Annotated in this window: 14 protein-coding genes and 1 other annotated feature; of the genes, 4 read left to right on the top strand and 10 right to left on the bottom strand. The window is 66.8% G+C overall.

Annotation, left to right across the window (positions count from 1 at the left end):
• The first annotated feature begins 1 nt into the window (after position 1).
• From AZOLI_RS18825 to AZOLI_RS18805, 4 genes are all read left to right on the top strand, one after another.
• Positions 2-3253 (top strand): hypothetical protein, encoded by a 3252-nt coding sequence (locus AZOLI_RS18825; RefSeq protein ID WP_014188728.1) that lies wholly within the window; start codon positions 2-4, stop codon positions 3251-3253.
• Positions 3254-3275: 22 nt separating this feature from the next.
• On the top strand, positions 3276-4502 hold the full coding sequence (locus AZOLI_RS18820) for an endonuclease/exonuclease/phosphatase family protein (protein ID WP_014188727.1): 1227 nt from the start codon (positions 3276-3278) through the stop codon (positions 4500-4502).
• Between the two features lie 18 nt (positions 4503-4520).
• Positions 4521-14663: a hypothetical protein gene (locus tag AZOLI_RS18815; RefSeq protein WP_014188726.1), complete on the top strand. Its 10143-nt coding sequence runs from the start codon at positions 4521-4523 to the stop codon at positions 14661-14663.
• 100 nt (positions 14664-14763) lie between these two features.
• Positions 14764-15995 (top strand): IS3-like element ISAli4 family transposase gene (locus tag AZOLI_RS18805; protein WP_085938455.1). Its coding sequence is split into 2 segments (ribosomal slippage): positions 14764-15058 and positions 15058-15995, totalling 1233 coding nucleotides; the frame shifts between segments, so codons are not numbered across the junction.
• Positions 15048-15164: a sequence feature (AL1L pseudoknot), on the top strand. It overlaps the preceding gene by 117 nt.
• A 36-nt stretch (positions 15996-16031) precedes the next feature.
• Here the strand turns inward: AZOLI_RS18805 and AZOLI_RS32990 are convergent.
• The 10 genes from AZOLI_RS32990 to cmr1 all read right to left on the bottom strand — a co-directional run bounded on the left by AZOLI_RS32990 (position 16032) and on the right by cmr1 (position 26481).
• Positions 16032-16481, bottom strand: a complete 450-nt coding sequence (locus AZOLI_RS32990) for an IS630 family transposase (protein ID WP_244442615.1) — start codon at positions 16479-16481, stop codon at positions 16032-16034.
• Positions 16478-16666, bottom strand: coding sequence for a helix-turn-helix domain-containing protein (locus AZOLI_RS31375; RefSeq protein ID WP_081505987.1), 189 nt, complete (start codon positions 16664-16666; stop codon positions 16478-16480). The genes AZOLI_RS32990 and AZOLI_RS31375 overlap by 4 nt, the downstream gene beginning before the upstream one ends.
• A 90-nt stretch (positions 16667-16756) precedes the next feature.
• Positions 16757-16912 carry a winged helix-turn-helix domain-containing protein gene (locus AZOLI_RS31370; RefSeq protein WP_081505986.1) on the bottom strand — a complete coding sequence of 52 codons (156 nt, stop codon included), beginning with the start codon at positions 16910-16912 and terminating at the stop codon, positions 16757-16759.
• Positions 16913-16935: 23 nt separating this feature from the next.
• Positions 16936-18002 (bottom strand): IS630-like element ISAli3 family transposase gene (locus AZOLI_RS31365; RefSeq protein WP_076611116.1). Its coding sequence is split into 2 segments (ribosomal slippage): positions 16936-17516 and positions 17516-18002, totalling 1068 coding nucleotides; the frame shifts between segments, so codons are not numbered across the junction.
• A gap of 315 nt (positions 18003-18317) precedes the next feature.
• Entirely contained in the window at positions 18318-19397 is a 1080-nt protein-coding gene (cmr6, locus tag AZOLI_RS18785) for a type III-B CRISPR module RAMP protein Cmr6 (protein ID WP_014188724.1), read from the bottom strand.
• The gene (locus AZOLI_RS18780; protein ID WP_014188723.1) at positions 19394-19831 is read right to left on the bottom strand and encodes a type III-B CRISPR module-associated protein Cmr5; all 438 of its coding nucleotides are present in this window, start codon (positions 19829-19831) and stop codon (positions 19394-19396) included. Before AZOLI_RS18780 ends, cmr6 begins: the two co-directional genes overlap by 4 nt.
• The gene (gene cmr4, locus AZOLI_RS18775) at positions 19828-20823 is read right to left on the bottom strand and encodes a type III-B CRISPR module RAMP protein Cmr4 (protein WP_014188722.1); all 996 of its coding nucleotides are present in this window, start codon (positions 20821-20823) and stop codon (positions 19828-19830) included. The genes AZOLI_RS18780 and cmr4 overlap by 4 nt, the downstream gene beginning before the upstream one ends.
• A complete protein-coding gene (locus AZOLI_RS18770) occupies positions 20820-22055 on the bottom strand; it encodes a type III-B CRISPR module-associated Cmr3 family protein (protein WP_014188721.1) in 1236 nt (411 codons plus the stop codon). Before AZOLI_RS18770 ends, cmr4 begins: the two co-directional genes overlap by 4 nt.
• A complete protein-coding gene (cas10, locus tag AZOLI_RS18765) occupies positions 22052-25300 on the bottom strand; it encodes a type III-B CRISPR-associated protein Cas10/Cmr2 (protein WP_014188720.1) in 3249 nt (1082 codons plus the stop codon). Before cas10 ends, AZOLI_RS18770 begins: the two co-directional genes overlap by 4 nt.
• Entirely contained in the window at positions 25297-26481 is a 1185-nt protein-coding gene (gene cmr1, locus AZOLI_RS18760; protein WP_014188719.1) for a type III-B CRISPR module RAMP protein Cmr1, read from the bottom strand. The genes cas10 and cmr1 overlap by 4 nt, the downstream gene beginning before the upstream one ends.
• Positions 26482-26501 lie beyond the last annotated feature (20 nt).

Here is a 26501-nt window from a genome sequence, read left to right as displayed (position 1 = left end):
AATGACGATCCAACTCCAGGCAAGCGCAGCGTGCCCGTCAGTCTATCTGCCGGTTTCGACTCCATCCAGCCCCTTGGCCGGCCCCTGGGTCGCTCTGGTTCTGCCCGAGGGCGTGTCGCTGACCGCCGTCCCGCAAATCCTCAGCGATTGGGCCTGGCTCGACCAAGCTTCGTCCCAAACCCCGTCGATGATTCCGCCAGTCCCGGGATTCTGGGTTTTCGCCCCGGCCGCGCCGGCCGATCTGCCCAGCTTTGCCGAAGCCCTGTGGGGCAGTCCGGCGGCGGCGGTCTTCACCGGCACCACGGTTCCGGTCTGGTGCCGGAATGCCGACGATCTCTCCAACGGGCTGCAATGGCTGGCTACGGGATCGACCACGGGCCCGCTGATCCTGAGCAGCGCCAACATCGGCTTCGGCAATAATTTCGCCTTCTTCATTCCCAGCGGCAGCCCGTTCACCCGGAATTCTGCCAGCGACACCCTGACCATTACCGCCCAGGGAAAGTTCATCTTCAACATCCGGGGTTCGGGCATCACCGGATTCGATCCCAGCCTGACCCTGGCCCTGACCGGCAGCGACGCCGGCCTTCTGATCTTGGGCGCCACCCTATCCTTCGACCCCAGCCCGTCGTCCGCCAATCTCGGAATTCATTATCTTTACCAGTCAAGCGGCGCCGCGGTCACGGTCCTGAATTATCCGCTGTTCGACGTCGGGGCGGCGGGACCAAAGATCGGCTACCATGTCAGCCTGGATCCAGCCGCGCCCTTCGACGGCGCCCGGACCCGGTTCAGCTTCACCCAGCCCGCGACGACCCTGGGGGCCGGCTTCACCAGCCCGCTGGGCCAGACCGTGTGTCTGACCCCCAGGAGCGGCGCCGGGCTGGTGATCCGCTCCCTGTGGGGAACCGGGGGCGAAAGTTGCCTCGAGCCCGACGGCGATTTCACCGCCAGCTTGAGTCCGGCCATGTCCGACGGCTCGGTGGCGCTGCTGTGCGGTTCGGTCGGCACCGAGGGGCTGGGGGGAGCCGCCGGATCGGTGCTGAGCTTCATCGCCGGTGCGGCCTATTGCCCGCTCGATCCGACGACCGCCACCGCCAGCGACCAGAGCGACCCGCTCGACGATCGCGGCGGGGCGGCGGTCACCGCCTGGGTCGCGGTTTCGGCCGCCGACGGCAGCGCCCAGTACCGCTGCCAGCCCGCCCAATCGGCGCTGTTCCAGGGGGGCGCCGGTCTGCCGGACTATCTGTTTACCGGCGCGGCGTTTCCGCTCGTGGCCGGCACCACCCTGTCGCCGGTACCAATGGCGGCCTATGGGCTGATCAACAGCCAGATCGCCAAGGTCGCGGCCACGCCCTATCGGGCCTTCGAAAACCACGTGCTGGCGCCGGTGCGCGCCCAGACCATGGCGACGGCGACCAAGGCGGCGCTGGCGGCCAAAGCCGCCGCCCGGACGGCGAGCGCCCCAGCCCCCGCGGCGGACACCACGAGCACCTATGTCACCAACAGCGGATTGGTGGCAACGGTCGACGGAGAGGTGCTGCTGTCGGTGCAACTGGCGGCCACTGTCGATGCCGGGGGCAAAACCCATAGCTGGGTGGCCGAAGACATCTCACCGGCATTGCAAACCGCCTTGATGACCAATGATTGCTTCCTGGTCGTCTCGCGAACCGCCGGCAGCGACGGCGACATCCTGTTCTCGCTGTCGGGCGACGTCGCCTTCTCCGACTGGTCCTTCGAACCCGGGATCGGAGCGGACGGCCAGTTCCTGATCTTCAAATATGCCGGCACCGATATCGCGACCCTGGCCGGCAGCCTCGCCAACTGGGCCGAGGCCGCCACCTTCAATGCCGATCCCGCCGCGGTCCAGGCGGCGTTGCTCTCGCTCATCGCCACCGTCCAGGCTGCGGCCGAGGGGGGCGACACCCTCTACACCACTCTTTGGAGCGCGCTTTCCGATCCGGCCTGGAATGGTCTGCTGGCGCTGTCGGCGCCGGCAAACACGCTGCCCGAAATCGTCGCCAGCATGGAATACAGCCTGGGCAGCACGCTGTCGGCGCTGGCGGTCGGGCTCCAAGTCAATGATCTGTCCGGCGGCGGCGACGAAAGCCCGGCGGTGGCCGCCAGCGCACCGTTCGCCGTGGTCGATTATGCCAACCCGGATCAGGCCGCCTCGCCCGCCGCTGGCGGCGCCTACGGCTACACCCTGGACAGCCTGCGCGCCGGCTTCATCAACGGCACCCTGACCAGTTTCACCGCCGGCGGCCGGTTGGAAATCAATCAATTGTTCGGTCTGCCCGCGGCTCTCCAGAATGACGGAGGGGACGCCACCAGCAATATCGTCGCCATCGACGGCCGGTATCTGCAGCCGGTCGGCGATGATGCCACGGGCTATTACGCCTTCAGCGCCGCCGGGCCGGCGGAATTCCGGATCGCCTATGATTATTTCGACGGCCAAGCGACTGCACAGATTCTCAAGACGGTCAACGTCACCAACCTGCAATTCGTTCAGGTCAACGACAACCAGTCGCGTTTTTCACTGAACGGCGCCCTGGTCTTCAATCCGCCCGCGTCCGCACCGGAAGACCCTTATCTCTATCTCGGCTCCCCGCCCACGACCGACCTGTTCGACTTCGACGCTCTCGCCTATTCCGATCTGGGCATCGTCATGACCGGCAGCGGCGTCGATCTGGTCTATTCCTTCGACGTCGCCCAGGTTCGCTTTCCCACCCCGACCAGCGGCCTGCGCCAGGGCCTGGTCACCGACCTGCCGCTGACCGCCCAATCGCTGTCGGGAGCGGGCAGCCTGTCGGACCTGGGGGCCATCGCGTTTCAGGTGCCCACCGGCTGGACCCCGCCGGTGGACGGGTTCGATTATGCCCTGGTCTTCGCCATCACCCTGGGCAGCCCGGGCCTGCTGTCAAGCCAGGCCGGCAGCCTGACCGGCACCGTCTATCTCGGCTGGGGCGCCTCCGGCAGCTACAGCCTGGGCCTGCTGATCTCCGGCATCGACCAGACCTGCAGCCTGACCCTGCAAGGGGTGATGAAACTCGCCATCGGCGTGGCCGGGATCGACACGATGGCCTCCGACGGCACCAACCGGACGGTGCTGCTGCTTCAACAATGCAGCCTGTCCTTCATGGGGGCGGCGATCCCGGGCAGCGCCCGCCCCTTCACCCTCACCCTGTTCGGCGCCCCTCCCTACCCCTCGCAAACGCTGCTGTGGTTCGGCGACGCCGTGCCCGCAACCTCCCTATGACCGCAGGCACGGGACCACGCCGATGAATCTGCTCTACTGGAACATCCAGAATCTGAGCGCCGAAAAATATCAGGAAGCCGACGTTCAGACCGTGATCTCCAACGCCCTGCTGCCAGGGGTCGGCCCGCCTTTCGCCTGGGTTCCCGACATCATCGTCATCGTGGAGGTCCATACCCGGGCGGCCAACCAACAGCCGGGGCAAATCTACCAGACCGACGGCACGACCGGCTTGAGCCTGATCGCCGGACTGATGGCCGCGATCGACAACAACTACCAGTGCGTCCCCCCGGTCAGCACCGGCACCGGATATTACAGCGAAGCCGTGGGCCTGATATACAACAGTGCGATCTTCACCTTTCAGGGGCCGCATGTCTGGAGCAATTTCGGCCCCGTGCCAGCGACCGAGATCGGCTGTAACTTTGCCACCGCAACGCCACCCTGGAACCGGTTTCTTCAGGGAGCGATCAACCAGGGGGCCGTCAATCCAACCTTCCAGCTGGCGGCCTATCCGAATCCCTGGGATGTCGGGCCGTTCCAGGATTTGGGCGTCGCGTTGCCGGCACCTCAGATATTTTATCCCGATGCCCTGAATACGAGTTTTGTCGGTTTCCCCTACCCCTGGAATCGGAGTCCGGTCCGGTTTCTTTTGACCTATCCAAATGGCGCCGCCATCAACACTCTCGATATCTTTGCCGTCCACACCTCGCCGTCGACCGTCGATGACGTCAACCAAGCGACGCTGGGGACCGCGGCGGTCGCCGGCCTGGCCGAGGTGACCGCCGCGCCGGGAGCCAACGGCGCCAAGCTGGTCTTGGGTGATTTCAATGTGCCCACCAACAATGCGGGCGGCGCCTATGCCGGATTCTTTGCCAATCAATACCTTGCGGCCATTGGAAACAACGGTTTCGAGGCGGTTGGCACACCCACTTTATTCAATACTGGAAATCCCAGGCCAGATGATTTCAATTATTTGAATTGGAACAGAGGATCAATTGATAATATATTCTATCGATCAAACGGAATCGTCTTTAACAATTTTGGGATTATTGATCAGGTTTCCGGGAGCATCTTCAATGGAACGCCATGGGCATCCGAATTGCAGACGCAGATCGGAAATTATGGTGCGAATGCCACCAACAGCTTCCGCGGTTGGGACAATTTCGGCCATATCGCCATCCGAATCGCCACGGGAGCCAGCCAGCAGCGCTTAGGCGCCTCTGACCATCTGCCTTTGGTCCTCTCCTTCTGAATAAGCCGGGAGCCCCCGATGGCGATCGAGACCATCTATGATACCCTGGCGGCCCAGGGGGGCACAGTCCGTCTGGACGATGCCAGCCTGGGAACTATCGGACTGGATGCGCTGCTGGCCGCCACCGGCTTGCCGGCGGCGATCGCGGTGGTGTTGCCGGGGGCGCTGCCGCAGCCCGACGGCGACACCCTCGTCTTTTCCGGCACCTCCGGCTTCCTTGCCGGCACGGTCCAGTCCTGGGGCGGCTCCAGCGGTTTTCTCGACGGGGCGGCGTTTGGCGTCACCGTCACCATCATCACCAGCGGCAGCGACGAGGCCAGCCTGGAGGTGACGGTCGCGCTGCCGGCGGGATGGGTGCTGGGCGACAGCTTCTATGGCTTCAGCGGCACGACCTTCACCACCGATGCCCTGCGATACCCCGGGCTGGTGTTCGGCTACAACGGCGGCGGGGTATCCGACGGCCTGATCCTGTCGGCCGAAATCTTCGCCACCGGACCGCTGACACCCTTGCCGCTGCTCGCCGATATGCCGAGCCCGGCGCCGATTTCCGGGCCTGTGGTTCTGAGCGAGTGGGGGCCGGCGTTTACCCTGTCCGGCGCGCTCGGCACCATCCGGTTGATGTTCGATCCGTTGCCGCTCACCAACGCCAGCTACCGCCTGACTCTGGGCTATGAGCAATCGTCCTACACCGACACCACCGACACCGCCTATCTGCCGAGCATCGGCAACGACTTCGTCGCCGATTGCGGCGCGATCAACGATACCACCCTGGTCATGACCGTGACCCTGAGCCGGACCAACGTGGTCACTCTCAGCTTCAGCGGCGCCGCCGGCTCCAATCCCGTGGCCAATCAGGATGTTCTGATTCCGCTGTTTCCCAACAGCGCGGGCTTTCCCGGTTCCCTGACCTCCAGCCTGTTTGCGGGGATGGTGCCGGGGATCATCCTGTTCGGCGCCACCGGCGATCCGTCCACCGGCGCCATGTCCTCCACCTTCGGTTCCCTCGGTCTGATCGAGCCCTGGATTCCGATCCCGGCCTTTCCGGACTTCCAGGTGGTCTCCCTGGAAATGACGTGGAGCTATGTCTACGGCCCGCCGTCCAGCCTGTCGGGCTCGATCGGCGCCACGCTGGATCTCGGCGGTTATTATTTCGATCTCGATATTGAATATCCTTCGTTGTCCTTTGCCGGGACCTTGCAGAACACGGTCACGCTGTCCTTCGCCGAGGTCAACAGCGCCATGCTGTCGGTGCTGGATGTCCAGGCCCCGGCCAATGCCGATGTCGGGACCCTGACCTTCAGCGGCTTCGGCATCGCCGTCGACCTGGACGCCGACACCCTGTCGTTCCAGGCCACCGCCGACATCCAGTTGACGCTGGCGGGACTCGCCATCAGTCTTTCGGCGACCACGCTCAATCTGGATTATGGCTGGTCGGCGAATGCCGCGGTCTTCACCGTCGACGGCGTGTTTGCGGTCAACAGTTGGCAGTTCAGCTTGAGCGCCTTGCTGGAATCCGCGGGAATGCGCTTTTCCGGCCAATTGCTCCAGGCGCAGACCGTGGTGGTTTCCGACGTGGTCGGCCAGCTGCTGGGGCCGGTGGTGACGCCGGACCAGTTTTCCCTGGCTCTGACGGTGGAAGCCTTTTCGCTTACGATCGATACCATCACCGACGCCATGGCGGTCAGCGGCGCCGTCGGCTGGAGCCTGACCGTCTGCGGCCAGACGATGGGCGGGGATTTCACCATCGACGTCAGCTCGCCCGATTCCGGCAGCAGCTGGGCCGGCACCATCGGCGGCGGCATCACCATCGCCGACATCGCCTTCGGCATGGATTACAGTTGGGGGCCGAGCCTTGGCCTGTTGAAAGGCAGCTTCAGCGCCGGCCAGACCTATGACTGGACCGCCTTCGTCGATGCCTTCGGCGCGACCCAGGTGCCGCTGCCGGCACCGATCCCCACGGCTCCCGACCTGGACCCGATCACGGTGGGCTTCGACTATGATTTCGAAAGCGACGTCTTCACCCTGACCGGGGTCGCGGCCGGCGGCGACGCCAGCATGGCCGGCTTCTTCTCGGCGGTACCGGCCCTTTATACCGGCACCGGCAAGACCGGCTTCGCCGCCGGTATCCAGGTGGAACTCACACCGGGCTTCTTCGCCGGGATGAATTCGGCTCTGGCCCCTTTCGACGATTTCGGCCTGTCCTCGGTGATCGCCTTCACGGTGGCCAATTTCACCAACCCGTCCTTCCTGCTGCCGATCGCCACCCAGTCCTATTTCCCCGGCGTTTGCGCCGGCATGACCTTCTCGGCCGCCTTCAGCTGGCCGGAGTGTCCGGACGATCTCACCAGGACCTCGGTGTCGCTGATGACCGGCAGCGTGTCGGCGATCAGCGTCATGATCGGTTTCTACGACATCGCCGGAGGCTGGAAATTCCAGTTTGCCGGGACCATGAGCGATATCGCGCTGAATCTGGGCGCCGGGATCGATATCGAGAGCGTCAGCCTGGCCCTGGCCATGACCGAGACCGGCATCGACGTCGATTATCAGGTGCTGTTCTCGATCCTGGTTTCGATCGATCCCGGTTCGGGGTGGGTCGATAGCGGCGATGGCACCAAGTCCGACCAGTTGCTGTTCGACGGTCAGTTGGAATTCGAGGCGACCAGCGCCGGCGGGGTGGGGGGTTTCGCCGCGATCTTCATGTCCGGCACATGGCACGAACCGTTCGGCATCCCGGATTTGTCGGTTGCCGACCTCGGGCTATTGCTCGGGGTGGCGGAACAGGGCGGCGAGCCGGTCCCCAGCTTCGGCCTGACGGGTTTCCTGGCCTATCCACCCGCCGGGGTCGAGGCGTTCGTCGCGATCTATTTCGACGGCGCCAATCCCGACGACAGCCTGTTCATCGGCAGCATGAGCGAGGTCGCGTTCCTGCAGTTCGCCGAAATGATGGCCTGGGCCGCCGCCGGAGTGGAGGTGCCGTCGCTGCTGCAAAGCGTCCTCGAGACCTATGGCGTCTATCCAATCCCCTTCGACCTGTCCACCGCGACCACGACGCTGACCGACGCCGATTTCGCCCAGCTCAACGACTACGTCGTCCCCAACGCCTTTTTCGCCTTGGTCGCCGAGTTGGGCCAGCCGATGCAGAAGCCTGCGGCCGGCGCGCTTTATCAGACCCTGACCGTCATTCTCGGCGACGCCGACAATCCCGACGTCAACACCGAATGGTTCATCGCCGACTTCCAGAGCGGGCAGATTTTCCACCTGGTACGGACCGGCACCGGCAGCCCGCCCTACACCCTGGCCATGGATCCCTGGCTCTATGTGGTGCCCAACACGGTTACCCTCGGCCTTGTCACCTATCAGCAGGGCTATGGTTTCGGCGGCCGGCTGAAACTGCCTGGGCTGGAACTGGACATCGTTGCCGAGTTGGCCCCGACCCTGGGGCTGAAGGTCGATGCCGACGCGCCGGAACCGATCCTCTATCCCGCCGCCATCGGCAACACCCCGGTGCCGCCACTGCTGGTCATCACCGCGGCCACCGACGACACCCTCGGGCCGCGGGTGTCGCTCTACACGTATCAGGTTGGCGACATCCCGCCCCATTTCTATCTCGATGCCGCTGTCAGCCTGCTCAATATGGCCAAGATCAGCACCGAGATCAGCATCCTGTCCAGCGGGCTCAGCTTTTATCTGGAACTGTCCACCGCACTCGACGTTCTCGATGCCCGGATGACCTGCCTGGTCGCCAATGAGGGCTTTTCCGCAAATTTCGACCTCAGCCTCGATCTGGACGTCGACACCGACCCGGTCAAGGTGGCCGGGGTGACGGTGATTCCCTCGATCCACCTGAACACCGGCTTCGGCCTGTCGCTGGCGGTCAGTTTCCCCCTGACCTCCGGCGACTCCAACGTCCAGGCGGCGTTCAAGGGTAAGATCTCGTTCAACTGGGGCGATCAGAGCTTCAGCGCCGGCATCGACTTCAAACTGTCGGATCTGGCCGACCTGACCACGGTCATCGCCGATTGGGTGGTGAAAAATGCCGGCGCCCTGTTCGAAAACCTGCTGAATGATTTCATCCAGTGGGCGCGGGCGATGATCAACGGCCTGTTCAGCTTCGCCGCCGCCGCCGCCGCCTCGGCGCTCAAGGCGCTGGGGGCGGCCTATGATGCGGCGGCCCAGCTCATGGCCGAGATCGGCTATACGCTGGACGAAGTCTACGACGCGATCAAAGCCGTGTTCGCGGTCGCCGAGGAGTTGCTGATCAACGCCCTGACCAAGGCGTTCCACATCCAGTTCTCCTATGCCGCGCTCAGCCAGCAGGTCGGCCCGGCCACCACCGCCACGGCTCCCAGCACGCTCCTGGACTGGACCGAAAACACCGCCGCTCCGGCGGTGGCTGCCGGCGAGTGGCTGTCGATCATGCAGCCGGACAGCGGGGTCAGCGGCGTATTCGCGGCCTCGCTGTTCGACACCATCAGCCTGGACATCGCCCTGGCCGATCCCGGACTCTATGCGCTGAGTTTCAAGGGATTCGGCCTGAGCGCCACCATGCCCTACCAGCGGGTGAGCGACAGCCTGGGGGTGTTCTCGCTGGAAATGCCGTCCTCGGCCGAGCTGCTCACGATCGGGTTCGGCCCGTTCGGCTTTCGCAATCCGGCGCTCACCATCGCGATCTATACCGACGGAACCTACCTCTTCGATTACGGCTATCCCGACGATGGCGACTGGAGCCGGTCCGCCGCCCTGGTGACGCCGATATTCTCCGGCCAGGGCGGATTCCAGTTCACCAGCCTGGGCAACAGTTCGTTGCCGGCCGGCTGGTCGCCAGTGACGCTGGCCTTGGGGGTGGCGGCGGCGATGCGGATCGCGCTGGACGGCAGCCTGGATCTGGGGATGCTGTCGGGCGGCTGGTCGCTCACCTACGAGGGTGGGTTCACCGCCATTGCCGGCTATGGCGCGGGCCTGAGCCCGACCGGCAGCGCGGTGATCGACCCCAGCCAGCCAGCCGAATTCCAGGGCACCCTGACCCTGTCCTTCTCGGGGGCGCTTTATGGATCGGTGGATTTCGGCATCGTTTCCGCCGCGGTCCATGTCGATCTGTCCGGCACCATGGGATGCGGCCTGACCGTCGGCAGCAGCGTGGCGCTGTCGCTGAACGTCCTGGTCTCGGTAGGGGTCAAGGTCCGGATCAAGCTTGGCCTGTTCAAGATCACCATCAGCTTCAAATTCTCGATGCATGTCGACGTCGGCCCGGCGACCCTGCCCTGGCCCAGCACCGCGATGCCGTCCAGCGCTGTCACCTCCCCGCTTGAGCCGATCGCCTGGGCCGGAACTCCCTCCTCCCGGCTCCTCTCTTCCCGGACCATGGCGGCCACCGCGGCCGGTGCCTCGCTGCCTGCGCTCGGGCTGTGGTTCATTCCGGAACTGACCATCACCTATGACGGCAAGGGCAGCGGCACGCCCGCGATGCTGTTCAATCTTGCGATCCCCTATACCGAAGCCGACCCCGGCTGCATGTTCAACCTTCTGGTGCAAAGCCTGCTCCAGTGGGCGCTTTCGCTGGATGGTGAGGCGGGCGAAACCACGGCCGTGAGCCGCGACCGGCTGGAGCGCCTGACGAGGCGGCTGAAAACCAAGCCGCGCCAGTCGCGGCTTTATGCCGACGCTGACGACCCCGACACCCTGCTGACCTATGATCTGCTGGTCCAGTTCCTCCAGGACTGGTTCAGCGCGGTGACCGTGACGGTGCCGGTGAGCGACGCCAGCGCCGTGGCCTTCCCGATGATCCCGGATCTGGTCGCTTGGGGCGGGGTCGAGGGCGGGACAAGCAGCTCATTGTGCGACTTCGCCCAATATAATCGGCAGCCGACCTCCTATGAGGATGCGATCGCCGCGACCTTCGCGACGTTCAAGCTGTTCGCCGCGCCCGAAACCACGGCACCGCTGGCCATGGCCGAGGACGACGGCACCGCCTCGCTCGCGACCTACGCCTTCCTCGCCTATTTCGAATATCTGCTGCAGGGCGGCGCCGGCGAGGCGCTCGATCTCACCGGGGCGGCCGGGTTGGACCAGATCGGTGCCGCCGATTGGGCGGCCCTGGCCTTCGACCAGACCGCGTCCGGGATCACCGTCAGCTTCCGTGGCGGCGTCCAATTGCCGGCCAACGGCGAAGCCGGCCAGGACATGGCCCCGCTCTATCAGTTGACCGGCCAGCAGATGACGCTGGCGACCATCGCCACCCCGCCGACGGCGATCAGCCTCAGCCTGGCCCGTGGCAGCGGCGGCGGCTGGATCACCCTCGACCCCCAGCCGGTGGCGGGCTTCAGCCAGCAGGCCGTCAGCGACATTCTGGGCCTGACGGTCTCCGCCCAGCTCACGCGGGTCACCCAGACGGCCTTGACCGCGATCCTGGCCACCTATCCGTTCGGCAGCTTCACCGCCTATGCCCCCACCGACGGCAAAAGCGCGACCCTGGCGGCGATTCCACCGGCCCTGGCGGCAGCCCCCGGCGCCGTGACCCTGGCCACCGGCGTGCCCGGCCAGTCCGGCACCCTCGACGGCGACGTGCAATGGGCAAGCCTGCTCACGCTGACCCTGCGGCAGGTGGTGGCGGCCGGTGGCGGCATCGACCAGACTGTCTATACCCTGACTGCGGTCGATTCCAGTCAGGTCGGCGTCATCGCGCAGCTCATCGTGGCCAGCGCCGCTGGCACGGCCCTGACCCTCACTCTGCTGGTTCCGACCGGCGATGGCGGCTACGCCGCCTGCGCGGCCGCGGCGGACGCCACCACCCTGCTGCGCACCAACCTATCCACCGAAAGCCAGCCCCAACTCGACACCGCAGCACGGTCGCAGACTGAGGAAGCGTCGGCCACAGGCGGGACCGATCCCGTCGCGGCCGCCCTGACCGACGCCGCCAACGCCCTGGCGATCCTGCTGGCGTTGGGCGAAACCAATGCCGCCGGTTATTATCTGGCGCTGGATGAGGCCGATTCCGGGCTCGCCGGACTGTTCACCACCAGCAACACGGCGACCGCGGCGTTGCTGGTGGCCCGGGGCAGCGCGGTGAACGGCACCGCTACCACCAGTTCGGCCGCCACCGACAACGTGCTGCTGGTTGACCAGATCGCCGCGTCCGATCTCACCAGCCTGGGCCTGTTCGCAACCTCGACCAGCCTGGTCGGCTATCAGCCGGCCTATCCCCCGGGCGTGCTGCCGGTCACCGTCACCCGGCCGAACCCGGAGACGGCCGACAGCGACGAGGACCAGAGCTGGCTCGACCAGCTCTATGGTCTGTTCACGGTGGCGATCAGCGGCAGCGCCTATGCCGATCTCGGCTACGCCCCGGCCTGCAGTCCGGCCGACGACGGTGCCGAAACCTGGACCTATTTCCTGTCGCTGCCATTGACCAACCTGCTGGCTGGCGGCCCATCCGACAATCCCTATGCCGCCATCGGCACCACACCGACGGTGACCACGCAGATCCGCGATTGCTTCGGCAATCCGGTTACCACCAATCTGACGGCCTTCGCCGTGCCGCAGACTTATAACGACGTGCTGGTCGGGCCGGGAGCCTGGGTCGGCTCGACCCTGAACTGGACCCCGACCACCAAGGCGGGCACCCTCACCGTGACCCTGGCCGTCGACAAGGCTACCCTCGACAACAATCTCGACACCGCCCAGCCGCTCTATGCCCAGGCGGCATGGCAACTGGCTGAAACCGGCGACATCGAGTTCCGGCTGTCCAGTTCGCTCGATACCGGCGGCGCCCAGCCGCTGGCTGCGGCCGGTCAGCAGGCCATCACGGCCTATGTCGCGGCGGTGCTGGACTATCTCGACGGCGCAAGCACCACCCTGCCGGCGGCGGTGGAGTTGACCTACGGCATCGCCAGCCCGGTCGCCGCTCTGCCTCCGGTGGCGGTCGACGTCGCCCTGATCCTGGCACGGGTCGCCCATGTCGACGCCAGCACCGCGGCCCTGCTGCCCCAAGTCGCCAGCATCGCCACCCCGGCCACCGCGGATCTGTCGGCCGGGCTGACCACGTTCGCCACCATTTTCCAGACCGCCTTTCCCAACCTGTGCCTGGCCACCGGCAGCGGCAGCGGCAGCAACCAGCTCTGGGCGGTCGCCGCCGGTCTGCTCCAGCCCGCCATTTCCGGCACGCCCACCTATTTCGCGCCGGCGCCCTTCTATACCAGCCTGCAATCCGGCACCACGCCGGTACCGCAGTACGGCGCCTTCACCACCAGTTCATGGACCAGCGCCGACCAATCCTATGCCGCGGTCGATTGCGACCAATTGTTCCAGTCGATTTGCGGCACCATCGACCTGCTTCTCGGCGGCTCCTATGCCGCTGCAGCGTTCCGGGCCAATCCAGACGGCTATCGAACGCTGGTCGAGGGGCGGGCGGCCATCGCGCAACTCTACAGCGACAACCAGCTCTCCTGGCTGTTCACCGAGCAGGCCGGCGCGGCCGACGATCCCACCCTGTGGGGCTCGCGGGAGAGCTTTTCCAGCAATCTGCAGAATGCGTTGGCCAATGCCTATGTCCTCGACGGCGTTCTGGCCTTCGATGCCGACTGGGCCAAGCTGCCGGCGGGAGCCACGGCGACCGGCCTGACCCTTTGGGGCGAGGTCGGCCCAGGCAACGGGTCGACGGCCCTGGTCACCACCACCGCCAGCCTGACCCTGGACGACAGCGCCAGCCCCGCGACCACCCTCTACTATGATTTCCGTCCGGGCGAACTGTCCGCCGATGCGTCGCTGTCGGTCCCCCTGAGCTATCGGGTCACCCATGTCGCCCTAACCGACACCGGCAACGGAGTTTCGATCTGGCTGGCGCTGGCGCTGCCGGCCACGGTATCGATCGGGACCGGCGACGTCGAAGTGCCGCTGATCGACCGCTTCTTCCCGACCGCGCCCACCCTCCAGACGCAGAGCGCCGACGCCACCACCGTCGCCGACGCTGATTTTAGCCAGCTTTTCCAATGGCGCTATTCCGCCGGGATGCTGCTGGAACCGGTGGCCCAGGACACAACCACCCTGACCATCCGTTACAACCGGCAAAGCGCCGACCAGGCGGCGCTGAAAGCCATGGCCGCCGTCACCCCGGTTCTGACCGCGGCTCAGGCGCTGATGCGGTTCCAAGCCGGCTATGCCGAAATCGAACCAGTCCTGCCCGACCTGCTGGCCGCGGACGTCAACGCCGCCAACATCGTCGCGGCGCTCGCGGATCTGGTGCTGGCGATCCAGATCAACAGCGACTGGGCCGGTTCAGGGGCGACCGCTCCGATTCTGGCAGCCGCCATCCCGACGGCGTCGACCGAACTGTCGCTTTCCCTCGCCGCCGAGGAGGAGGACGGAAAGGTTACGGGACGCTGGATTCTGACCGTGGCCACAACCGGCGACGGCACCCTGCCTGGCACCCTGTCGGCCCTGCCGCTCACGGCCGACGGCACCGCCCAACCCGCAACCACGGTCCTCGGCATCGAACCGCTGCAGATCGCCTATATACCGGAGGATGACGCAGCGTCGGTTCTGGTTCAGGTGACGCTGGACGGGCTCGACCTCCGGCTCTACCAGAACGCCGTCACCGAAGCCTACGTCACCCGTAATGCCAGCTTGCTGACCGGCTACACCACCGAGGGCTCCTACGTCTTCGTCACCGCCACTGTGGCCTTTCCGCAGCCGGTGGCGCCATACATCACCGGCACCGGCACCGGCACCGGGTACAACCTTGCCGAGGTGGTGGCCACGCCGGTCAATGCGACCCTCGCCAATTGGCTAGCGGCGCTGCTGAGCGAAGTCGCGGGCAGCGCCGCACACCCGCGGCTGGCCCTGACCTTGGGCTATCGCTTCAGCCAGTACACCGGTACCGATGCCGAGGGCAGCATCGAGACCATTCAGGCGTTCCAACCGGTAACACTCAGCCGGACGGTGCTGCTGGACACCGGCAGCGGCGGCGAGGTGACGGTTGCGACCTTCGCCCAAGCCTTGGCTGACGCCTTCATCGGCTGGCAGGACAGCCATCCGCTCGACCTCCATACCGGCCAACTGGTAGTCACGCTGTCGCTGTATTCGGCGCAAGGCTCAATCGGTCCGGCGCTTTTGCAAGCACCCAACCTCTGGCTGGCGCTTGCCGCAATCGAGAACGAGACCAGATAAGCACGGCGATCCGCCCCAGCGGGTTCCGCCATCTCGCCGGACTATCCTGAACCGCCCCGGGTTTGTCGGAGGCCCCATCTTCTGAGAGACTGGGGTCCTCATGACGAAACAGGCATCACCCAAATACGCCCCTGAAGTGCGCGAGCGCGCGGTTCGGATGGTGTTCGAGCACGAAGGCGAGCATGCCTCGCAGTGGGCGGCGATCAGTTCGATCGCGGCGAAGATCGGCTGCACTCCGGAAACGCTGCGGGGCTGGGTCCGGCAGGCCGAGCGTGACCAGGGCAAGCGGCCGGGGCCGACAACGGACGAGCAGGAACGGATCAAGGCTTTGGAGCGTGAGGTGCGGGAGCTGCGCCAGGCGAATGAGATCCTACGCAAGGCGTCGGCGTATTTCGCCCAGGCGGAGCTCGACCGCCCGTTCAAGAAATGATCGCCTTCATCGACGCGCACCGCGCCGTTCACGGGGTCGAGCCGATCTGCCGAGTGCTGCCGATCGCCCCGTCCACCTATTACGCCCATGCCGCCCGACAGGCCGATCCGTCCAAGGCGCCGGCCCGTTCGCGAAGCGACGCAGTGCTGAGGGAGGCTATCCGGCGGGTCTGGGACGCGAACTTCCAGGTCTATGGGGTACGTAAAGTTTGGCGGCAGTTGCGGCGGGAGGGTATCGACGTGGCACGCTGCACAGTGGCTCGACTGATGAAGCAGATGGGCTTGAAAGGAGCGATGCGTGGCAAGGTGGTGCGCACCACGATCAGCGACCGGGCGGCGTCATGCCCTGCTGACCGGGTGAACCGCCAATTCCAGGCGCCACGCCCAAACGCCCTGTGGTTGGCCGATTTCACGTACGTATCGACATGGCAGGGCTTCGTCTACGTGGCCTTCGTCATCGACGCCTTCGCGCGCCGCATCGTGGGCTGGCGGGTGTCCAGCACAGCCCACGCCGGCTTCGTTCTGGATGCGCTCGAACAGGCACTTCACGACCGCCGACCGGCCAAGGGCTGCGGCCTCATCCATCACTCCGACAGGGGATCGCAATACGTTGCGATTCGCTACACCGAGCGTCTCACCGAAGCTGGGGTCGAGCCTTCCGTGGGCAGCGTTGGCGATTCCTACGATAACGCGTTGGCCGAGACCATCAACGGTCTCTACAAGACCGAGGTGATCCGGCGCCGCGGGCCATGGCGCACCTTGGAGGCTGTCGAGTTCGCCACTCTGGAATGGGTCGACTGGTTCAACCACCGGCGCCTCCTCGAACCCATCGGCAACATTCCTCCCGCCGAGGCCGAAGCGCGTTACTATGCCCAAACCGAGGACGTCGCCAGGGCGGCGTGACTCAACACAAATGGTCTCCGGGAAAACCGGCGCGGTTCAGTCGTCCAGGAGCGGGTGGGACAGAAAGCGCTCGCGCAGGTACAGCCAGCCTCGCTCGACCGGGTTCAACTCCGGACTGTAGGGCGGCAGCGGCACCAGCGTGATGTTGTCCGGCACGACCAGCGTCGGCGATCCATGCCAGCCGGCCTGGTCGAGAACGAGCACCGCCTGGACGTCTGGTTCCAGGCTTCGGGAGAAGCCGTCCAGGAACAGGCTCATGGCGGTGGTGGAGACGGTCGGCATCACCAGCGCGAAGTCGGCACCGGTTGCTGGGCAGGCGGCGGCGCAGAGGTAGGCTGAGGTGAAGCGCTTGTCGCACAGCCCGGCCGGACACTGCCCGCGCTCCCACCAGCGGTGCGCGGTGCGGCCATTCTGGCCGATGCGCGCTTCGTCCTGGCACCGGAGCTGGAGGCGGCGTTCAAGGTGTTCGGCTGCCGCGGCCTTCAGGGCTTCGCGCAGCCCCTTTTTTGGAAGGCAGCCTGGGCATTGGCGTCGGACTGCGGATGGCGGGGCCGCGTCTTCTGCTTCGACAGGTTCAGCCGGCGCACGATGCGCGACAGGCGGCCGGATGCAGCGTCTTGGCGAAGCGCTCGGCGATCACCCTCGCACAGGATCGGCAACGCCGCTGGCATTCGCTCCTCCCCATCGCAATGAGGAATCGAATCACGATTTGCCAGCCTTGGGATTCCCCCTCAGTGAAGCAGTGGCTCCGCTCGCAGGTATCAGTCGATCCGTCCAGGGCTGGTGAAGGCATAGCCGGTGCCATAGATCACCTTGATCGGCGAGGGGAGATCGGTGGATTTGGCGATTTTGCGGCGCAGGCGGCTGACCACCGCGTCGAGGTGGCGGTTGTCGAAGGTGGTGTAGCGGCGGGCCATGGCGTGGACTAATACCAGCGGCTTTAGACATTGACCGCTGCCCACGAGCGTGAGGCGATTGAGCGAATGATTTCGGGTGCCTGGGCGAGAGCGTTCCACGCCTCGCAGCAGGCCTCGACGATGGCGGCATAGGAATCGAAGACGCGATGGCTGAGGTGGTTCTGTCGCAGGAACTGCCAGATGTTTTCGACCGGATTGAGTTCCGGGCAATAGGGCGGGAGATGCAGAAGGCTGATGTTTTCGGGCACGACCAGCTTGTCGCCCGGCTGGTGCCAGCCTGCGCCGTCGAGGATGAGCACCGCATGGTGGCCGTCGCTCACTTGGCCGCTGATCTCGGCCATGTGCAGGGTCATTGCCGCGGCGTTGGCCTTGGGCAGGACCAAGGCCGCGGCGGCGCCACGGCTCGGGCAGACGGCGCCGAACAGGTAGGCCCAGCTATGGCGCTGGTCGCGGGGCGCGCGTGGCCGGCTGCCCTTGGCGGCCCACACCCGGGTCAGGGTCCCTTGCTGGCCGACCCGGGCTTCGTCCTGCCACCAGAGCTCCAGCGGCTTGCCGCGGGCGGTGTCGGGGAGGGCGCCGGCAACCAGAGCGGCAAAGTTTTTTTGTGAGCCTCGAGCGCCTCGCCATCCTGCTGAGGATGCTGGGGGCGCACCGACAGGCGACGGAACCCCAGACGGCGCAACAGCCCGCCAACGCTGCGCTCGGCCAGCACCACGCCGAACCGGCGCTCGATCTTGCGGGCCAGATCGCACCGCCGCCACCGAACCACGCCATCCTCGGCGAGGTCCGGACCGGAGCGGACCCAGGACGCCACCTCCGCTTCCTGCTCCGCCGACAGCTTCGGCTTGGCTCCCGGTGCCTTACGATCCCGCAGCCCCGCCACGCCTTGGGCGTTGTAGCGGTGAACCCAATCCCGCAACGTTTGCCGATCCATCCCGCAAGACCGCGCGGCGTCCTCGCGAGATCGCCCCTCCAAAACCAGAGCTAGGGCGAGAAGGCGCCGCGCTACATCCGGATCGCCAAAACGCACCGCCCGCTGGCGCAACTCCGCTGAACTCAGCTCCAGCCGCGTGATCGCAATCGCCGCCATACCCGCCTCCTTCCGAGAGCTGGCAGCGAATCACAGGGCGGACCAAAAGGGAATCCACCGTGACGAGTCACACTTCAAAGCCGCTGGTATAATTTGACGTACTGGATCGTAATTCCGGTTAGCATGGCGCGCTATAGCGTAAGGGTTGGTTGCGGGGGCACGCAACCAACGATTCTTGCGGCTGGTTGAAGCCGAAATTCCCAAATTGGCAGCATGAAACATCATGGCCAAGTTTGCACACGCTGCTCCATATTTTCGGAACACGCCTACCTGCATCGGAGCCTCCAACGAACCCGGCACAATTCAGTGCACCGCTCAACGGACGGTCAGATGCCGTTCTGCGACCTCGAACCGGTCGCCATCGTCATCGACATAGGCGACCAGGACCAGTCCGCCTTTCCAGCGTTCCAGGATCCGCACCTCGTCGCCTTCGTAGTAATATTTGAGCGCGAGAGGTGGCGGCTGTTGGCCGGATCCGCCGCCCGGTCCTTTGGCTGGCGGCAGGACCGGCACCGGACCGGTGCGGAAGGCGCCGTAGCCGATGGCCGTCTTGGCGCCCAGCCCCAGCCAGTCCAGACCGTCCTTCAGCACCGCCCGCACGTCCGCCACGATGTCGGGCGGGGTCAGCAGGGGAAAGCGAAAGGTGACTCCGTCACCCAGCACCAGGAACTGCGCCGGCACGGGATCCTCGGTCTCAGCCGGACCGGAGGCGATCTCCCGCTGCGCCGTCCGGTCCCCGGCCAGTGCCCTGGCTTGACGCTCATACCAATCGCCATGGTGGCCGTTGACGATATCGACGGTGAAGCGCGGCCATTCGGAGGGAAAGGCGTCGAAGAACCGCACACACCCCATTGCCGCCGCATTGTCCGTCCGGTCGCGTTCCGGCCCGAACCATTTCGCGATCTTTTCGGGGGCGATGCCGCTTTCCGCGGCCGCCTGACGGCACAGCCCCTTGACCGCGCTGCCAGGGATGACCGGCAGGCCGGTGGTGGGGTCGAAGACGAATCCATTGCCGGTGGGATGCGCCGCTCCCAGCCCCATGACGAAGCGCCAGACGGTGTGGGCCTCCACGGGCAGGAACTCCTGACCCGTCGCCGCCGCCAGGGTGCGCAGGGTCCGTTCCATCCGGGCGGTGCGTTCCGATAGCCAGGCAACCTGCTGCGCCTTCGCTCCCTCGCGAGCGGCGACGAACAGCGCCAGCGGAGACGGTTCCGGCTTGTCTCCCCGTCGCACTTGGATGGGTGTCCACCGCCGGGGCGACCGGGGTTCCCCGGTCCAAATCGGGAAATAGCGGTCCCAGACCAGGGCGGCGTTGGCGGTCGGCGCTTCCACCTGGTCAGCCACCGCTTTCCATCCGGCCGGCCCGCCGGGGGCCAGAGCGAAGAGCCGGCTCATCCGGCACCGCCCTTCTCGTGTTTGGCCGACTTGTCCAGGGCGGTGGCGAACAATTTCATCATGTCGAAGAAGGCGACGGTCTCCGTCTGCAGCGCGGCATAGTCGGAGCGTCCGGCACCGGCGGCGCGTTCCAGCAGCAGCCGCGGTCCGGCCTCGGCGGCGGTGGCCGGGTCGAACAGCGCCCGCAACGGCGACTCCCTCAGCAACCAGCGGGATAGCGCGTTGGCCAACCGGCTGTCGTCGCTGTCGCCGGCCATCATCGCCGCCAGCGTCACCAGCAGCCCCTCGGTATGGACCTGCACCGCCAACCCCTGAAGGCGGGTCGTCAGTTTCGTGCGTTGTTTTCCATCGGGCCACCCCGCGACCTCCTGGAAACTAAAGCGAGCCCGCTCGCCCTTCAGGTCGTGGATGGCGGTCCCTCGGGTTCCATTCATCTCGCACCTCCCGACGGAGCCGCTGCCTCCAGAGTGCAGAGGCACAGCCCCTGGCCCACCGTCTCGTGTCCGCCCACCTGCAACACGGCGAGATTGGCGGCCCGATCGAGCAGGGTTTGCAGGGTCGCCCCCTTCCTGTCGCGATCTCGCCGCTGACCCACCAGAGCGACGAACAGGCAGTCGGAGGGCAGCGTCTCCTCGTACCAGAGATTGCCGCTTTCCGTTTCCCCGCTGTCGGGGTTGGTCCACTTGTCCGTCGTCTTGCCGCCGGTCAGCTTCACCCGTGCCCGCACCGGCACGGCGCTGCGCATCAGAGCGGTGAAGTCCGCATCGGGAATGACGATCAGCCCGGATTCCAGACGCCGGCGGGTCGCCGCTTCATCGGCGGGCAGCAGACCCGCCAGGAACGCCGCTATGGCGCCGATGCCGTCCGGGGCGAGCACGGTGTCCGGGGCGAACACCAGATCCTCCAGCACCAGCGCCTTGCCGGCCAGCGCCTTGTCGGAAGCAAGGGCTCCACGGAGATCGTCCAGGGCGGTCAGGTCGAGCGAGGGCGCCGGACCGCCGGTGGCGCGCAGGTCGCGCAGAAGTTGCTCCAGGATCTGCGGGCAGGTGACATGGAAGAAGGGCCGCGACAGGGACCGCACCGGATAGGCCACCAGCCGGCCTTCCGTCACGGCGAGCCGTCCGGGCTTGAGGCCGCCATCGTCGCCATCGGAGTCCTTCCCGGTGTCGGAATCCTTCCCGATATCGGCCAATTCGCTGCCGAAAAGCTGGATGATCAGGTCCCGATCCGATTGGGATGGCTGGGGATCCGGGCTGAACCGGTCGCGCAGCACGCCCTTCAGGCTGGTGGCGGGAAGCACCGGGAAGCCGGTGGCGGCATCGCGGGCGATCGGCAGGTCGATGGCCCCGGTCGCCTGTCCTGTGCCGACATGGGTGGGCGACAGGGTGTAGAGCCCCATCACCGCGGTGCGTGTCCACAGCGTCACGATCCCGTCTCCTCCTGCTTCCGTTCGCACAGTCCGACCAGCGCATGGCCGAAACCCATGACCGCCTCGTTCTCGTCGCCCAAGATGTGGCTGTCATGAAGGTCGCGCAGCAGCGCGGCGCGGGCCGCATCGTCGCCACCCGTCAACTGGATCAGCCAGGCGCTGCCCGCCGGATGGTAGGACCAGTTCGAGCGCGGTTTGCCGCCCGCCAGATCGAACCCGCCCAGCACGACCGGTGGTCCGGCGAGGGCGGCCACGACCCGCACGCTCACGGCCGATCCGCGCGGTGTCCGGATCGGCAACTCGGCCGCCTTCGACCGCCGCGCGGGCGTGAGGGCCACCAGCCAGAAGCGGTCGGCTTCGGTCACCCGGTCGGGTAGATATCGACCCTCGCGCACAGCCAGCCAATCCGGATCGAGCCGTTCCGCCTTGGCGAACCGGACCAGCCGGCCCTTGCGCCCGGCCTGCCCGGCGCCGGTGGTCAGGGCGGCGGCCGACAGGCTAGGGGCGAGCGTCCCCGTGAATCCCCCCAGCAGGCCGGATCCGCTCGCGAACCGCAGCGCCTCGCTGAAATAGAGCATGCCGTGCCGGGTCCGCCCGGTCCGGGCATCGATGGCAACGCCGGACTGGGACTCCCGTTTGACGAAGGGGGGCAGGTCGCAGCACCAGCCCCCGGCGCGCCAGCCTTGCGGGGCGCCCGACAGGACGGCGTGCAGGTTGGCGGGATCGATCCAGCCGCCCGGCGGTCGCATGTCGCCCAGTTCCGGCCGGCCCGGCAGCGTGTCGCCGCCGGGTTCCTTTGGCGCGCGGTCGGACAGGCCGCCCTGGGGGTCGGCGGAGCGGAAGTGCGCCTGATGGACCGTGGCGCCGTCGGCGTCCTTGGGGGGCATCAGCAGGAAACGCGGCGTTGCCACCCAGGGGCGAACGATACCGTCCTTTCCGCGCCGGGCGGGGAAGGGGCCGTCGATCCGCCAGCCTTCCGGCAGCCGGTCCGCCGTTCCGACCAGCGACGGCACCAGCGCGGCCCCGGCCCGGCTGTTCAGGTCCACGGAAAGGTCGCCGCCGAGCAGCAGGCGGGTCCGCACCATGCCCTGGAAGGCCTGGGGCGTCGGCGGGAATTGCGAGGCGACGCGATGCGCCTCCCCGGCGGAGAAGCCGCGCGGCGGGCCGAATAGGAGTGCCTCCGCCGGTTCGACCAGAAAGTCGAGGCGGGTTCGATGCGCCGCACTCATGCCTCGTCCTCCTCCTTGCCGATGCCGCCGGCGATGGCCCGGCACAGCAGCAGCGCGTCGGCCCAGCCGTCGGGCTTCGCCGGACGGGTGCCGACGGCGTGGCGCCACAGGCGGAACGCGGCCTCCCCGGCGGATCCCGGGCTCCCGCTGTCCAGGGCGTCGAGGAACAGTCCGCGAAGCAAGGCGTCTCGCCGCTCCGGCGGTGGTTCCGGTTCCATCGTCAGGACGGCGTGTAGCGGCTCCGCCGTCTCGCGAAGCTTGTAGGGAAGCCGGCCGGGCAGCGAGGTCCGGAACCCTTGGATCACGGTCGCCAGTTCATCGCGGGCGCTGTGGAGAGCCTCGTCCCCTTCGGACAGCGTCCAGGGCAGGCACACCGTCGTCTTGTCCCCACCACGGGAGGCATGGCCGATGGCGAGGTGTGCACCTCCGGCAGCCTTCGCCATGCGCAGCAAATCTGCCGAGCGGCGCAACAGAACGGACAGGGGGGTCTTGTAGTGAGCGAGGGCGATACCGGCCGACAGGCTGGACCCGGACCCCAGCATCGGCATCAGCAGGCCGTGCAAGCGGCGCCGGTCCGCCGCCCCTTCCGGACCGTCTGCAACGTGCGGAGCCGACAGCTGGCTTGGATCGTTCAGCCGGATCAGCCCGCCGTCGCCGGGCATCACCGGGATGGCGAAGCGGCGGCGCAGGTCATCTTGCCCGCGCTCATCTCTTCGGCCGCCGCGACGCCAGCCCCAGGCTGGCTCCTCCGAGCTGGTGTCGATCACCCAGGCGGCGGAAAAGAGCTGTTGCAGGCGGGCCGCCAAATCCACGGCCTCGGCGGCGGGGGCGAGGCACAAGAGATCGTCGCCGCCGGCATAGATCAGCCGGCCGCCGAATTCCCGCTCCACCACCCAGGGCACGATGGTGTGGCTGAAATGCCCGAGCGCCCGGCTGACAAAGGCGTGCAGGGTCGGCCCCATCAGGCGTTTTTGCCCCAACAACGACGGCCAGCCGGCTTTGTTCAGGTACTCGGCTTTCGGCAGGCGATCCAGCACGTCCGGATGCAGGACATCTTTCCAAGTGGTGGCGATCCGCTCAGGGTCGCCCAGCAGCAGCATACCCATGGCGTCGCCGTCCAGGCGCAGCACAGCAATCCCGGTCTCCGGCGCGGCCGGCTTCTCCTTGCCGGCGGTTTCGGTGGCCTTGGCGCGCAGCTTCCGCACCGCCTTTTGGAGGTCCTTCAGTCCGTTCTTCTTCTCGGCGGACAGAGCGCTTGCGCCGCGTTTCCCCTCCAGAACCTCGGGGAACAGCATGTCCTCCGCCTCGAACTCCAGGAAGGAGCGCCCCTCCCCCGCAGCAGCGTCGGCGAGACGGGGCAAAGCGCGAGGAAAGCTGGTGCGGGGCAGTCCCGCCGTCCGGGCGGCGCGGACCACCGCCTCCCGCTCCCCGGCAAGTCCGGGGTCGGTGGCGACGCGGACAAGGAAATCCTGCGCGGCCACGGTGGCGGTGGAGGGGAAGGGGACGCGGTATTTGCCGTCGCGGTCCCGGTCCTCCCCGGTTCCCCACAGATGGTTGAAGGTGGTGCCGCCCGTGTCCGCGGCGACCAGGAATCGCTTCGTGGCGCAGATGGCGCAGAGACGTTCGGCGCCGGAGCGGTCGGGGTCCAGACTCTCATGACTCCAGAAGGCCCGCGCCGCTTGACGCGGGTTGCCGTGCCCTGCGGGCGACAGGCGCAACGCCTCGCGGGCGCCGCACAGGGTGCATTTCTCGCCCTCCTCCGCAGGGGGCACGGCGCTGGTATCGGCAGCCTTGCGCAGCCGGTGACGGACCATGAGTTGATGATGGGTCAGGGCGTAGTCGAAACCCCGCTCCATCTGGTGATAGTCGAGGTGGGACGCGGCATAGACGGATCGGGCATTCTCGTAATGGGTCCAGATTTTTTGCGACATCCAGGGCGACAGACGTTCAGCCCGCTCGGCGATGGCGATCCGGTCTCGCTCCGGAACCTCCGCCCCCGGCGTCTGACAGGGTAGCGGCGCGCCGATCCGCAGGGAGGCGGCATCGCCGATGCGTCCCATAGGGAGCCAGGGCACGGCCACCCAGGTGGCGTGAACGGGGCAGGCGCCGTGCTGGCGGTTCCAGATCGCCCGCCAGTCGTCGCCCTCCGGGCGGACGTCGGCGGCGATCCAGTCGCGGACCCGGTCGGCCAGTTGCCGCCACCGGTCCTCCATCGCCTTGACCGCTTCGGCGCACAGGGCGGCAAGATGCGGCAGCTCCCCTTCGCCGCCCAGCGGCAGCAGGGCGACGAAATTGTCCGGGATCATGGCGGCGAAGCTGGTGGCGTCGCAGGTGGCGCCGTCGAACACGTCGCGCAGGTCGTCGCCATAGTCGCGGTGCGTCTTCAACCAGGCGTCGGCGCGGGGATTGGCGTGGAGGTCGGGATAGACGATGCAGTCCGCGCCATAGCGCTCGACGATCGGCTGCATCAGATGCCAGGCCAGGTCGGACAGGAGAAAGGAGCTGATCCACAGGTCGCGCGAGGAGCGCGACTCCCCGATGAAGCGCCCCACCGGGCCGATCCCCATGCGCAGCATCCAGGGCTGCTGCGCCCCTTCATCACCTATTTTCTCCATCATCTTGTGCGGTTTCAGGAAGGCCAGTGCCGAGGCGACCTTCAGGTGATCCCAGATGGCATGGTCGGGGCACCGCGACTCCGCCGGCATCTCCTGCCACAGCGGGTCGTATCCGCGCGCCTTGATCAGATCGGTGCGGAATCGGCGCCAGAGGACGACCGATGCCTGTCGCAACTGGTCTTCGTTTCCCCAGTCGGTCACGAGGTCGGCCAGTTCGGTGGCGATCGCTTTCGCATCGCCGATGAGGTCCTTCGCCAGATCCACCCCATCGGTGACGGCCAGCGTGTCCTCCTCGGCGGGCGGCACGCCGGCATCACCGTGAAGCTCCATCCGGTGACCGGGCGCCAGTGGATGGGTGATCACCGGCTCCGTATGCCAATAGACTTGACCGACCCCTTTCGGGCCGCGCGGGACATAGAGAAGCGGCCGGTCGGCACCCGATGCCGCCCAGTCGCCTGCCTTGTAGTAATGCCGCCATTCGCGACCCTTGTTGTTCGCCTGGAATGCGTCGAACAATTGGTCGGCAATTTTCTTGTGCCCTCCAACCTTGCCGATTCCGGTGAACGGCTTGGACGGCGGATCGTGGAAGAACGCGATCAGTTTCTGCTGCCAGAGGGAATAGCGCTTCATGACGGCGTACCTTCCCTGGTCGCGTGGTCGAGGAACCTCTCCAGCAGCTTGCCGTCCGTCGGTTGGAGCCGCCGCCCCGATCCGCGCGCGGCGGCCGGCGGCGCGTTGCCGGGGATGGCGCCGTCCAGCCGGGTGACCAGCGGATGCAGCATCCCACCCACCTGCAACAGGCGCAGGAAAATCAGGCTGCCATGCCGTTCATGGGTGGAGCGCAAACGTTCGGCGTAGGGCGCCAGGGTGATCGGCTTCGTCCCCGGCAGGGAGCCGTAGCGGAAGGTCAGCGGCAGCCCGAAGGCGGCCCGCTCCGGCGTGCGATCCAGCGGGCGGACCCTGGCCAGTTCGTCCTTCACCGACTGATAGTCCGGGGCGCGGCGCTGCCGGAAATCCTGCATCAAACGACCAAGACCGTTCAGGCCCTTGCCCCATTCGCCCGGCGCGACCGCGCCGGAAATCAAGCGGTGGTCGAAGCGCGCGCCCAGATGGGGATGTCGGATCGCCACCTGACCCTCCCCCCAGGCGCCGGGGAACCAGACCTCCCGCAAGGTCCGGAGACCCGCGCTCATGGCCGCCGTCGCCTGCTCCGGGGAGTCGAGCCGGGAGATCAGCGGGAGTGCGCGTCCGTCGGGCCAATCGATGCCCCGGATGTCCACCTCCTCGACAAGGGTCAGCGTGCCGAAACCCCGCCGTGCCCGGCTGCCGGCACCGCCGAAATGACCCAGCAGCCACGCCGCCGCCGTCACTGCCCGCAAGCACTCTTCAAGCTCCGGGGTCAAGCCCGCCTTGGGCCGGCGGAACCGGCAGGACAGGACGAAGCGGTGGCCGGGGGCGATGCCCCGCCGTCCCTGCATCGGAAAGGGGAATCCCAGATAGACCAGCCCGTTGCGGGTGCCGCGATCCCTGCCCACATTGAAATGTTCGGGCTTCAGGTCGGCCCAGCCGACCGTGGCCGGCTGGTCCAGCGGCTCCACCCGCAGTCGGAACGGGCTCTGCCCGCCGCCGTCGCCCCGGGCGCCGAACAGCGCCGCCTCCCGCAGCGCGAAATTCGGATCCACGGCGCGATACCAGAAGCGCAGCAATCCCTTCAGCGAAGGGGGGCGAAGCTCCGGCTTGGTCGGGTCGGCACCCCCCATGAACAGCGGGGTGGTCACTTGAAAGGCAAAGCGCAGTTCCACACCCGTCATCGCCGACCATCCCCCTCGAT

It is taken from the genome of Azospirillum lipoferum 4B (assembly GCF_000283655.1).
GTDB classification, from domain to species: domain Bacteria; phylum Pseudomonadota; class Alphaproteobacteria; order Azospirillales; family Azospirillaceae; genus Azospirillum; species Azospirillum lipoferum_C.
The sequence above is the reverse complement of the archived record's forward strand: the minus strand, read 5'-3'. Positions and strand labels throughout refer to the sequence as shown.